This is a genomic window from Proteocatella sp. QWL-06, assembly GCF_058684135.1.
Genome location: NZ_CM178755.1, coordinates 376,259 through 389,213, shown reverse-complemented (window position 1 = coordinate 389,213; position 12,955 = coordinate 376,259). Strand labels below are relative to the sequence as shown.

The window sequence follows — 12,955 nt, the reverse complement described above, 5'->3', positions numbered from 1 at the left end:
AACACCCCCGCTCCTGGAAGCCTCAAAACCAGGACGGGGGTGTTTAGTATATTGTTAGATGTTTGCCTTGAGGATCTCTCCAAGTCTTTCTATGCCTTGCACGATCTTTTCTTCAGGCATGTTTGAGTAATTCAGTCTGAAAGTGTTGTCCACGCCTCCATTCGGATAGAAAGATCCGCCTGGAACATAGGCCACGTTTCCTTCAAGACATTTTACCATTATGTCCTTTGTATTGCAGTGTTCAGGAAGAGTTACCCACATGAACAGCCCGCCTTCAGGATATGTCACGCTTATGTCCTGTGGGAAGTATTTCTTTATGCTGTCCAGCATAAGGTTTCTTCTTTCTCCGTATACCTTGATTATCTTTGCAACGTGAGCATCGAAATCATACATGTCTATGAACTTTGAAAGCTCTCTCTGAGATATTGTGGAGCACTGAAGGTCTGCGCTCTGCTTTATTATTATATACTTCTCGAGTATTTCCGGAGAAGCCGCAACCCAGCCTATTCTAAGTCCTGGAGCGAATGTCTTTGAGAAAGTTCCCAGGAATACCACAAGTCCTTTTGTGTCAAGCGACTTAAGCGATGGAAGCATCTCACCTTCGAATCTGAGCTCTCCGTATGGATTGTCTTCGATTGCAACTATGTTGTGCTTATTTATTATCTCCATGAATCTCTTTCTTCTTTCAAGAGGCCATGTTCTTCCTGTAGGGTTCTGGAAATCCGGAATAACATATATCATCTTTACTCTGTCATTTGACTCAAGTATTTTTTCAAGCTCTTCCATTATCATTCCGTGCTCGTCTGTCGGTGCCTCGATGAATCTCGGATCATATGATTTGAATGCGTTTATAGCACCAAGATATGAAGGGCTTTCGCATATGACTACATCCCCAGGATTGAGGAACACTTTTCCAGAAAAATCAAGTCCCTGCTGAGATCCGTTCGTTACCAGTATGTCATCAGGAGCTACCTGAGTGAGAAGCTTCGTGTTCATTCTTTCTGCTATCTGCTTTCTAAGCGGAGGAAATCCCTCTGTTGTAGAGTACTGAAGCGCATCTTCGCCCGCTTCTGTCATTACCGCTGCAGATGCCGCCATGAACTCCTTGACAGGGAAAAGCTCAGGTGCAGGAAGCCCGCCCGCAAATGAAATCACTTCTTTTCTTGCTGTCAATTTTAAAAGTTCACGAATCTCTGAAGCTCCAAGCTTGCTCATTATACTTGCAAATTCTACTGACATTACACCTTCTCCTTTTTCACTCTGTAAAATAAATATGTTACCAAAATACTAAGCATTTTCCTGTACTGTATCCTTCTGAAGCATTTTATCAAATATTACGAAAATTATCGACATGGCTATAGAAGGAACTATCCATCCAAATCCAGCTTCTGCAAAAGGAAGTGAATCCCTGAAAGAAATAAGTACTGAAGACTTTGCTCCCATGCTTATGAGAAACTCTATGAAGCTGAGCGCAAATGCTCCCGTCACCGCTCCGGCATATGGAGCTCTTGATGTAAGCTTTTCCCTTAAGAACACAGTCATTACTATAAGCACTATTACAACTGGATAAACCAGACAAAGTATAGGCACTGAGAAAGATATTATCTTTTCAACTCCCAGACTGGCAATTGCTGCTGAAACCAAAACTGTAGAAATAACTATGAGATTATACGAAAGCTTTCCCTTGCTTATGTCGTTAAAGAATTTTCCGGCAGCTGCCGTAAGTCCGATCGAAGTCGTAAGACACGCAAGCCCTATGGTTACAGCAAGCGCGTATTTGCCGAACCCGCCAAGAAGCTCCTCTGTTATCGCTATCATGAGCGCAGTCCTCTCAACTCCCGCATCAAATGTTCCTGCTACAGTAGCTCCAACATACATAAGCCCTACGTAAACCACCGTGAGTCCTACCGCAGCGATTATTCCAGCCTTTATAGTCATGCTAACTCTGGTCTTTTTGTCTGTGTATCCTTTTGCGATTATAGATTCAATTATTATGCTTGCCAGGATAACCGATCCAAGGGCATCCATTGTCTGATAACCTTCAGTAAAACCTCTCGAGAATCCTACGCCTTCAGACAGTACTGCAATTTCACCAATAGGATTCATTATACCTTTTCCTATTATTATTAGCAGTACCACAAGAAGAACCGGAGTAAGCACTTTTCCTATATTATCAACCACGCTTGCGGGTCTTATTGAAAAATAAAGCGTTATTGCAAAGAAAATAATAATAAACAGTATGTTGCTGAATCCTGGCATGGTCGGTACCATTGCAATCTCATAGGTAGTAGCTGCCGTACGAGGTATAGCAAAAAGTGGTCCGATTATTATCATTATGACAGATCCCAGCAGGGCTCCAAATTTTGGATGTACTCTTTCAGCCATATCATTGATTGATGTCCCCGAAATAGCTATAGCAACTATTCCCATTAGTGTAAGTCCAATTCCTGTAATCAAAAATCCACCCATAGCCAGTGGCCATCCGCTTCCGGAAATAACTCCAAGATACGGTGGAAAAATCAGGTTTCCCGCTCCAAAAAACATTGCAAATAATGCAAATCCTACAACTATAACATCGCTCTTTTTATTCAAGCCATACCTCCCTGCCCTAAAGGCACTAAATTATTATCAGTTTACTCTGCATTCACTGTGTCCATTTCGGATTACATCCTGTACATTTTCAAGCGCCTTGCTTACTATGTTCTCAATCGCAGTCTCTGTAAAAAATCCTACGTGAGGAGTGACTATGACATTGTCCATCTTCTGAAGCAGATCAATAGCGCTTCCTTCAATCATCTCAGTCGTAACCGTCTTGTTTATGAATACAGATTCGTTTTCGAGTGTATCCAGTCCTGCTCCCGCAATTTCACCATTCTGAAGTGCCTCCAGAAGATCCTGAGTATTTATGACATCACCCCTGCTTGTATTAATTATAAGTGCGCTTTTTTTCATTAGCTTGAGACGGTCCTTGTTTATCATATGTCTCGTAGACTCAAGCGATGGGGTGTGTATGCTCACAAGGTCAGCCTCTTTCAGGAGTTCTTCTATTGTTTCACAATATGTAAGAATCTCTTCTGCTTCCGGGGATCTGTATACATCAAAGCCTATTACCTCTGCTCCAAAGCCTTTGAACAGCTTTGCCGATGTAAGGCCTATCTTTCCTGTACCAATGATTCCTACTTTCAGGCTTCTTATCTCTTTTCCCAGAAGGTCAGCTTTCCATCTGAAGTCATTCTTCTTCATCCTTCCATCTACCTTGTCACATTTTCTGAGAAGATTCAGCGAATGTGAAACAGCAAGCTCAGCTATGGCATTTGGAGAATATCTTGGTACATTAGTGACTATTATACCATTTTTTGCGGCAGCTTCCAAGTTAATCATATCAACTCCCGCGGTACGTGAAGAAATAACTTTGACTCCGTATTCCTTAAGCTGCTCAAAAGTCTTTTCATCCTTGACTTCCTTTACCTGCTGTATTGATATTCCGTCATATCCTTCTGCTTTTTTCACAGTTTCTTCAGTGAGATCCTCATGTATCATGTCCGCATTAAGATTGGCCGCTTTAAGGCATTCCTTCATTACCTCTTCTTCATAATCTCTAACCCCATATATAAGTATCTTCATCTTACCCACCATTTCCCTTCACATCATTTTTTATAAATCACAATTTTTCTTTAATTATCCTTTTCCACTGCGGGCCTCCTCTGCCAGGGCTCTAGTCCGGCAGAGAAGGATCTCATGGAATATTACTTTAACTTAGGATTTTGCTTATTTATATGTCTATCCTCTTACGCTGTCAAGCTGCTCTATTATATGAGGCACTACCTCATAGAGGTCTCCTACTATTCCATAGTCTGCAACTGAGAATATAGGTGCGTTTGGATCCTTGTTGATCGCTATTATTATGTCTGACTGGTTCATTCCTGCAAGATGCTGTATTGCTCCTGATATTCCGCATGCGAAATATATGTTAGGCTTTACAGTCACCCCTGTCTGTCCAACCTGATGAGAATGGTCTATCCAGCCCTTGTCTACTGCCGCTCTTGATGAGCCTATTACTCCATCAAGCTTCTCCGCAAGCTGCTTGAGAAGGTCAAATCCTTCTGGAGACTGAAGTCCAAGTCCTCCTGATATAATGAAGTTTGCGTCAACGAGAGATACTATTTCCTTGTCGCTTTTCACTATTTCCAGGATTTCTGTTCTTATGTCCTCGCTGCTGATTGAAAAGTCAAGCGGAACTATGTTTCCTTTTCTTGAATCATCCCTGTCTGCCTTATCCATAACCCCTGGTCTTACTGTAGACATCTGTGGCCTGTTCTCAGGGCATACGATAGTAGCCATGATGTTTCCGCCAAACGCCGGTCTTGTCTGCTTGATCTTTCCGTCTTCCGGATCTATCTCAAGCTTTGTGCAGTCTGCTGTAAGTCCAGTATCAACTCTTGATGCTATTCTCGGAGCGAGGTCTCTTCCTATATGAGTCGCTCCTATGAGCATTATCTCCGGCTTGTGCTGATGAATTGCTTCAGATATTACCTTTGTGTATCCGTCTGTCGTGTAGTTCTTAAGAAGCTCATGATCTGCTGTATATACGTTCTTAACACCATGCGCGATAAGTTCTTTTGTCATTTCTTCAAGGTTTTCTCCAAGAAGCACTGCGTTAAGCTCTACTCCTCTTTCTTCTGCAAGCTTTCTTCCTTCTCCAACAAGCTCTGTTACTACTGGCATAAGCTTTCCATGACGCTGCTCTGCAAAAACCCAAATATTCTTGTACTGATTTATATCATGCTTTCCCATACTTATCTCCTTATTTATGTTCTTTTTTTATATGAAATGTTTGCTCTTAAGGTGTCCGAGAAGCTCGAGAGCCGCTTCCTTTGGAGCCTTGTCTATCATGATTCCCGCAGTCTTCATGTCAGGCGTGAAAGAGCGGAATACTCTTGTAGGAGATGCCATCAGTCCCACCTGGTCAGAGGTTATGTCAAGGTCGTTTATTCCAAGCACTTTTATCTGCTTTGTGTATGCTTCGAATATCTTGTCAAGCGCCATGTATCTTGGCTGGTTAAGCTCTTTTACTGCAGTAAGCAGTACCGGAGCCTTTACCTTTATCATTTCGTGTCCATCTTCAAGCTGTCTCTGAACTATGACTTCTTTGTTCTCTTTTATCTCAAAGTTCTGTACATATGTTACCTGAGGTATTCCAAGCTTTTCTGATATCTGTGGTCCAACCTGCGCTGTATCTCCGTCTATTGCCTGTCTTCCTGCAAAGATTATGTCAAACTCTCCAAGAGTCTTTATTCCTGATGCTATAGCGTTTGATGTTGACCATGTATCTGATCCTCCGAATGCTCTGTCGCTGAGAAGCACTGCTTCGTCAGCTCCCATAGCCAGGCACTCCCTGAGCATCTCTTCTGCCTGTGGTGGTCCCATGCTAACTACTGTAACGTGGACATTGCTGTCAGCATCCTTCATTCTGAGTGCCTCTTCAAGGGCATTCGCATCGTCAGGATTCAGTATGCTTGGCACTCCGTCTCTTATTAGAGTTCCTGTCTCCTTGTTTATCTTAACCTCTGTTGTATCTGGTACCTGCTTTACGCAAACAATGATCTTCATGTTTAAATTTCCTCCAAATTTTTATTTCAATAAGCTTCCTGCTATTACCATTTGCTGAACCTGAGATGTTCCTTCGTATATTGACATTATTCTTGCGTCTCTGTATATTCTTTCGATTGGATAATCCTTTATGAATCCATATCCACCGTGTATCTGAAGCGCATCATATGCAACCTCGTTGGCAACCTCTGCAGCCATGTACTTGCACATCGCGGATTCCTTGCTTATGGACATTCCTGCTTCCTTCATTTCTGCAGTTTTGTAAAGAAGCGCCCTTACTGCGCATATCTTGGTTTCCATGTTTGCAAGCTTGAACTGGATATCCTGGAATTTTGAAAGAGATTTTCCGAACTGTACTCTCTCTTTTGAATATTTTACAGCCTCATCCATTGCCCCCTGAGCCACTCCAAGCGCCTGAGCCGCAACTCCTATTCTTCCTGTGTCGAGAGTATGCATTGCTATCTTGAATCCCTGTCCTTCTTTTCCAAGAATATTCTCTTTAGGGACTCTTACGTTTTCAAATATAAGATCTGAAGTCTCTGTTGCACGGATTCCCATCTTGTCCTCGTGCGCTCCGCAGGATACTCCTTCAAGATTCATGTCTACTATGAATGCTGAGGTTCCCTTAACGCCCTTTCCTCTTTCTGTAACTGCTATTACGATTGCAAAGTCAGCTATTGGAGCGTTTGTTATGAATGTCTTTCTTCCGTTAAGTATATAGCTGTCTCCATCGAGAACTGCAGTAGTAGTCTGTCCTCCTGCATCTGATCCAGCTCCTGGCTCTGTAAGTCCGAATGCTCCGATAGCTTCGCCTGAGGTTATTCTTGTAAGGTATTTCTGCTTCTGATCCTCTGTTCCGAAGTTGAGAAGCGGGCTTGATACAAGCGATGCCGCTGCAGTCGTGAATGTTCCAGTAGATGCGCACTTCTTGCTTATCTCTTCCATTATGATAACGTATGATGTGTAGTCAGCTCCTGCTCCGCCGTACTCTTTTGGAACTATCGGGCTTGTATATTTGTATCTTGCAAGCTTTTCCATAAGATCTCTGGAAATAGCTCCTTCTTTTTCTCTCTCAGCTGCGTAAGGTAAAACTTCCTCTTCTGCAAATTTTCTTACTGCCTTTTGCAGTAACAGGTGCTCTTTCTTGAATATCATATTTTCCTCCAATTATGTGTTTTTTATATATTTAATAATATAACTGCCATAAAAATGTTAGCCCAGAATCTCAGCGAATGTCTGTATCCTTGTTCTTATCTGCTCATTGTTGGTCGTCTGCTGATCTATTTCGATATAAAGATTTGGTATGCCGGCTTCATCTATATCCTTTTTGATTATCGGATAATCATATTCCTCAGGATCGCAGAATTTCATCATGGCATAGACCACGCCGTCGATATTTCTCTTTCTGACGTCTTCTGTTATTATCTGTCCTCTTTTTTTCTTTGGGTCATATGCGAGCGAGCATCCTTCAATATCTCTCCACTGCATCGCGAGCCTTTCAAGGGAGCTGTCTCCCTCTGGAACATCTGTCCTGAACTGTCTTGTTTCCTGAGCAAGGTTGTCAAATGCTATCCTTATGTTGTTTTCCTCGAATATGTCCAGTATCTCCTTTGAATCCATTGAGATTCCGGTAACAAGAACTGTCTTTCCTGAATATTTTTCTTCAGGCAGAGCTCTGAGCATATCATTGAGCTCTGTGAGGAGCTTTGTGTGATCTTCTTTTCTCATGAAGTATGCGCTTTTTATTACGCTGCTTCTCTTTTTGGAATCCACGGTATCAAGATGCGTCGCAGTAAGCTCTGTGAACTCTCTCATCGCTGCTCTGTGAGCATTGTAGGTATCTATGCTCGCTTTAAGCTCAGTTTCGGCAATCTCGCTTCCTTTTATTTCCTCTATCTTTTTCTTTACGTGTCTGTATTCTTCCACCAGATAGTCAACTCCGGCCTGTATCTTTCTGTTCTGAGGATGCACGAATGTAATCATAGGAATATCCTTTATTGCCGATTTCCAGTTCTGGCCCATGCATATGAGCGTATCGCACATTCCCGGGATTATGACTGCTGAAAGATGGCTGTATGATCCTCTCAGGCCAAGCTCCATGCATGACTGCATTATGGAGCATGCGAATGCCGGAAAGTACTGCTTTGCAAGGTCTACCTCTGTCTGTCCACCCCACATTCCCACAGGAAGCATCCCTGCTGCGTGTACTATCTCTTCCGGAGTGTATACAGGAAAACAGCCTATTGCCTTGTTTCCAGTTTCTGCCAGGTATTTATCCACATACTTTGAAGGTGCGTCTGCTATTTCTTCAAATCTGCCAAACATTTCCATGATATCCATTAGTTTACACCTCCCATGTTTTTTCTTTCTTCCATTACTTCCACGAGGCCCTGTACCCTTGTCTCAAACTGCGCATCCGTGAAGTTTCTCGGATCTGCCTGGTCTCCATCGAAGCCTGAATAAGGAAGCCCCGTCCTCTCTGCTACCTGTCTCTGCATCTCATACTGTATGAAGCTCATTAGCTTGCAGCTTCTGTTCATGTGATAAAGTGCTCCGTGGCAGTTTCCATCTATGAGCGAATTAACTCTGTAGTCTACCATTGTCTCTATGTTGACATTGTTGAACATCATGGTATAAGCCTGCGCCATTCCATCAAGGTCATTCACTTCATACTGAAGAGCCCAAGCATGAGGATATACGCTGCCCGTCATGTTCACTCCGTATTTTGCAAGTGTCTTCATCTTGTATCCTATATAAGGCCAGCATGGAATCCCTTCCATCATGATCCTGTACTTTTCTTCGCCCCTGAAGCTCGTATTTCCGGTCTTTATGTTGTCTTCAAGTTCTTCAATGAGAAGCTTGAATGCCTCTGTCGTTTCCTTCTTCCCTCTTGCGCATACGATTACCGCCATGTATGAGAAAAGGTCGAATCCATTCATAGGTGATGGATATGAATTTGATGGCAGGCTCATAGAATATTTCCAAAGTCTTCCATTTTCTGCAGAAATCTCCATTACTTCTTCAAGCTTCTTTGGATCGAATTTCTTTCCTGAGATCACTTCAAGCTGACTGATCGCTTCTTCAAACTGACCTCTTAAGTATTTTATTCTGTTCTCTGTTGCCATATTTTCGTTGTTGTATGCCGTATCCACCATTATCAGAGGTATGTCGAGTTCTCTTGATATGTTCTCATACCACTTGATTACCTCGTTGCATATGTTGTTGCAGCAGCAGAGAAAATCTGGCGTTGGCATCGGCAGTGCATCCGAATGTCCTTTTATGAGAAGCCCGAAATTCGTTCTTGCATATGCGCAAAGATCCATTGAATATCCCTTTTCTTCTGCAAGCTCGCACAGCTCGAGAGATTCCTTCTTTGCAGCCACCCCGGCTGCATGGTTTTCCGGATAAAGCAGGCAAAGATCAAACGCCTCTGCAAGCTCCTGAGGAAAGACTGAAGTCGACCAGCCAACCGGCCTACCTGCCTCCTTTGCCTTGAATGCGTTATCATACTGTTCTGCCAGAAGCTCATTTATGACGGTTCTTGCATTTTTTTTATCGCTCATGATGATTCTCCTTATTTTTTATTTGATTCATGGTAGGCGTATATGGCAGCTCCCAGCGCCCCTGTGAGCTGAGCGTTCTCAGGAACCGTGATTTCCATCCCTATGGCATCTTCCATCGCCCTTACTACCCCTTTGTTTCTGGCAACTCCCCCTACCATGGCCACCTTGTCCTTTATTCCCACTCTTTTTGCAAGACTGGAAACCCTTTTTGCTACCGAGCTGTGAATACCTGCTACAATGTCTTCTGTCGCTTCGCCGGCTGAAAGATGAGATATGACCTCTGATTCTGCAAACACTGTACAGGTGCTGCTTATGGAAACTTCTTTCTCTGATCTGGACGAAATGTCGCCGAGCTCTGAAACCTCAGTCTCGAGTATCTTTGCCATTACATCCAGGAACCTTCCTGTCCCTGCAGCGCATTTGTCATTCATTACAAAATTCTGAAGCGTTCCTGACTGATCCAGTACAAGCGCCTTAGCGTCCTGCCCCCCGATATCTATGATAGTTCTTACTCCCTCTACAAGAAAACTTGTTCCTTTTGCATGGCAGCTGAGCTCGCTTATCTGTTTGTCAGCATCTTCGTAATTCATCCGTCCGTATCCTGTAACTACTATTTTCTCGAGATCCCCCCTCTCGAGCGCGCTCTTTTCCATAAGCTCTTTCCTTACCTTCTCCGGTCCGCTGGTTCCTGTCCCAAAAGGTATTACAGATGTTGCTACTATCTCTCTTCCATCCTTCAGTATGACTCCCTTTGAAGCCGTAGATCCTATGTCTAATCCCATTGTATACATATATTCATCCTCATCCTTAACTTACTTTATTACGCCAGTGCTCTGGAGCTCTGAAATCTGATCCGCTGTATATCCTATTTTCTCAAGGATATGCGCTGAATGCTCTCCCAGCTTTGGAGCCGGCATGTACTCCTTGATTCCCATAGTCTCAAATCTTACCGGAGTATCTACCAGTATGCCTTCGTTTCCGTTTGAGTATCTTGTCTTGAAAAGGTATCTGTTTGCCCACGCCTGCTCACAGTCGAGTATGTCGTTTACTGTCTGAAGCTTTTCAAACGGAAGATCCGCTTCTTCTAGAAGCGCTGACCATTCGCTAAGTTCCTTCTTCATCATCTCTTTTTCAACTATGGCAACCAGCTCGTCCACGCAGTCAACTACTGCTGTTATGCTGTTAAATCTTGCTTCATTTATCAGATCTTCTCTTTCTATCACCTTGCAGAATTTTGGGAACCACTTGTTGTACTGTATGAGTGCCAGCTGTATCCATCTTCCGTCCTTGCACTGGTATGTAGTCATAAGCGGGTTGTTTGGCACCTTTCTTGAAAGCGGCATTTCATTTCCATATTGTGAAGTAGTTATCATAAGCCCCATTCCAAAAAGCGCTGCGTGATAAAGGCTGAGTGTTACTCTTTCTCCCTGACCGGTCTTTGCCTGTCTGTATAGCGCTGCCAGTATCCCTGCCGCAAGTCCCATTCCTGCATAGTGATCTCCAAAGCCTGCCGCTGTGTTCGCTGGAGATGTTCCTTTTTCCATAAGCGACATGCTTACCCCGCCTCTTGCGAAATATGCTGTATAGTCAAATCCCGGCTTGTCCTTGAGCGGTCCGTCTTCTCCGTATCCGAGTATATGTGCGTGTATAAGCTTTGGAAATCTTTCTTTGAGCTGATTATATGAAAGTCCGCTCTTTGCCAGTGACTGCTCTCTGATGTTTGTTACAAAAACATCAGCATTCTCAAGAAGCCTGAAGAGTATCTCCATCCCTTTTTCATCCTTGATGTCTATCGCTATGCCAAGCTTGTTTCCATTCTCAAGCTCATACATCGGGTTTTCTTCATCTGTCATAGGTGCATTGAAGGTTCCTCCCATGCCTCTGATTGCATCTCCGAAAAGCGCCTCGACTTTTATTACGTCCGCTCCCCAGTCCGCCATCAGCTTTGTACAGCTTGGTGCTGCAACAAAGGTTGCAAGTTCAACTACTTTGACCCCTTTTAACATCAGTTTCTCATTATCCATTACAAAAGCCTCCTGAAATTATTTATTTATGTGTATTCTTATCATCCTGCCCATATATATCGCAATTGTCGTGCCAACTTTTTTAAATATTGTTTTTTGTTTGATGTTGTTTTATTATTAACATTCATTTATCAATGTTTAGAAGTGCTCGAAATTTGTTAAAAATTAATCTATTTTAGTATTTTATTGTTTATTTTTTAATTATCAAAAATCCCTGACATGCAAAAAGCCATTGCAAAGTGCAAGAGTTTCTTGCATGTTGCAATGGCTTTTTGAAATAGGCTTATATTTCTATCTGCCCGCTTTTTATTTTTCTGTGTATGGTGCTCGGATCTATCCCGAGAGCTCTCGCCGCTTTCTGGATGCTTCCATGCTTATCTACTGCCTCTTTTATCATAGTCTGCTCTACATGTCTTACCGCCTCATCAAGGCTCATATCTCCATTTATCACTACGGATGGCCTGGAAACCTCTTCAAAGTCATGCAGGTTGACATCACATATGCTTGCTGCGCTTATGTTCTCATGCATCCCGCTGTCAAGATCCATGAGTATCCGCAGCTGATCTTCTCCCACCAGATCGCTGTTTGAGAGCACAACCAGCCTCTCTACGAGATTCTTCAGCTCTCTTACGTTTCCATACCATGGATTTTCGGTAAGTATGTCGCCGACTTTTTTTGTTATCCTTATATTCCTCTGATATTTTTCGTTGAAGATCTCCAGAAAATGATTGCACATAGGTACTATGTCGTCTTTTCTGCTCCTCAGCGGAGGAACTCCTATAGGTATTACGCTCAGCCTGAAGTACAGGTCCTGACGGAATTTCTTTGGATTATGGAGTTCCTCGGACGTTATGTTCGTAGCGCTCACGTATCTGACATCTATCTTCTTCGGCTTTACGCCACCTACTCTCGTGACCTCATTTTCCTGTATTACCCTCAGGAGCTTTTTCTGCATTTCATATGGCAGCTCTCCGATCTCATCCAGGAACAGCGTCCCTCCATCCACGAGCTCAATGATTCCTTCTTTTCCGCGCTTTCTTGCTCCTGAAAAAGCTCCCTCCTCATATCCAAAAAGCTCTGATTCTATGAGCTCTGCCGGAATCGCGCCACAGTTAACGGCTATGAAGGGCTTTTCCCTTCTTGAGCTGTTATTGTGTATGTATCTTGCAACTACCTCTTTTCCTACTCCGGTTTCGCCTGTTATGAATATGGACGAGTCCGACCTGGCTGCCCTGAGTATCATCTTCTTGACCTTTTTCATTTCCCGGCTTATGCTCACATACTCTCTGGCTTCCTGTATCTCGTCAGCGTCAGTAGCCTCTTTTTCATCATATTTCTTTATCCTGTCAAGCTTTGCGATTCTAGAGATATCCCTTCCGGTGAGCACTCCGCCCTTTATGTTGTCATCTGAATCAAACAGTGGAATGGCCGTATATGCGATCATTTTGCCCGTAGGGTATATTATGTTCTTGTATACCTTCTTCCTGGCCTCCAGCATCTTGATTATTATGGGCTCGCTTACCTCTCCCAAGTCCATGAGCTGATAGATATCCTTCCCCGTAACCTCTTCTCTTTTAAATGGCAGGATATCATCGCAGATCGAGTTCATTTTCCTTATGATCCCGTTCTCATCGAATATAACTACTATTTCATCTATACGTTCAATAAGGCTTTCAATGATACGCTCCTCTGTTACAGAGCGTTCAGTACTGCAAAGAAAACAATCTTCAAACATTTTTATCCCTTTCCAAAATATAT

General features: G+C 43.1%; 11 protein-coding genes. All 11 read right to left on the bottom strand.

The features are described 5' to 3' along the window. Positions 1-54 precede the first annotated feature (54 nt). Positions 55-1,239 (bottom strand): aminotransferase-like domain-containing protein, encoded by a 1,185-nt coding sequence (locus AC4PGZ_RS01850; protein ID WP_492159391.1) that lies wholly within the window; start codon positions 1,237-1,239, stop codon positions 55-57. Positions 1,240-1,287: 48 nt separating this feature from the next. Further along, positions 1,288-2,592: a branched-chain amino acid transport system II carrier protein gene (gene brnQ, locus AC4PGZ_RS01845; protein WP_492159390.1), complete on the bottom strand. Its 1,305-nt coding sequence runs from the start codon at positions 2,590-2,592 to the stop codon at positions 1,288-1,290. Between the two features lie 36 nt (positions 2,593-2,628). Then, on the bottom strand, positions 2,629-3,624 hold the full coding sequence (locus tag AC4PGZ_RS01840; RefSeq protein WP_492159389.1) for a D-2-hydroxyacid dehydrogenase: 996 nt from the start codon (positions 3,622-3,624) through the stop codon (positions 2,629-2,631). A 156-nt stretch (positions 3,625-3,780) separates the two neighbouring features. Beyond that, entirely contained in the window at positions 3,781-4,794 is a 1,014-nt protein-coding gene (locus tag AC4PGZ_RS01835) for an electron transfer flavoprotein subunit alpha/FixB family protein (protein ID WP_492159388.1), read from the bottom strand. Between the two features lie 27 nt (positions 4,795-4,821). After that, complete coding sequence (gene etfB / locus AC4PGZ_RS01830) at positions 4,822-5,610, bottom strand: electron transfer flavoprotein subunit beta (RefSeq protein ID WP_492159387.1); 789 nt, start codon at positions 5,608-5,610, stop codon at positions 4,822-4,824. Positions 5,611-5,631: 21 nt separating this feature from the next. Next, positions 5,632-6,765 (bottom strand): putative isocaproyl-CoA dehydrogenase AcdB, encoded by a 1,134-nt coding sequence (gene acdB, locus AC4PGZ_RS01825; RefSeq protein WP_492159386.1) that lies wholly within the window; start codon positions 6,763-6,765, stop codon positions 5,632-5,634. 57 nt (positions 6,766-6,822) lie between these two features. Further along, entirely contained in the window at positions 6,823-7,950 is a 1,128-nt protein-coding gene (locus tag AC4PGZ_RS01820; RefSeq protein ID WP_492159385.1) for a 2-hydroxyacyl-CoA dehydratase subunit D, read from the bottom strand. Further along, positions 7,950-9,173 carry a (R)-2-hydroxyisocaproyl-CoA dehydratase subunit alpha gene (gene hadB / locus AC4PGZ_RS01815; RefSeq protein ID WP_492159384.1) on the bottom strand — a complete coding sequence of 408 codons (1,224 nt, stop codon included), beginning with the start codon at positions 9,171-9,173 and terminating at the stop codon, positions 7,950-7,952. Before hadB ends, AC4PGZ_RS01820 begins: the two co-directional genes overlap by 1 nt. 11 nt (positions 9,174-9,184) lie before the next feature. Next, positions 9,185-9,964 (bottom strand): acyl-CoA dehydratase activase, encoded by a 780-nt coding sequence (locus AC4PGZ_RS01810; RefSeq protein WP_492159383.1) that lies wholly within the window; start codon positions 9,962-9,964, stop codon positions 9,185-9,187. A 21-nt stretch (positions 9,965-9,985) separates the two neighbouring features. After that, the gene (locus AC4PGZ_RS01805; protein WP_492159382.1) at positions 9,986-11,197 is read right to left on the bottom strand and encodes a CaiB/BaiF CoA transferase family protein; all 1,212 of its coding nucleotides are present in this window, start codon (positions 11,195-11,197) and stop codon (positions 9,986-9,988) included. Positions 11,198-11,480: 283 nt separating this feature from the next. Then, a complete protein-coding gene (locus AC4PGZ_RS01800) occupies positions 11,481-12,932 on the bottom strand; it encodes a sigma-54 interaction domain-containing protein (protein WP_492159381.1) in 1,452 nt (483 codons plus the stop codon). Positions 12,933-12,955: the final 23 nt, after the last annotated feature.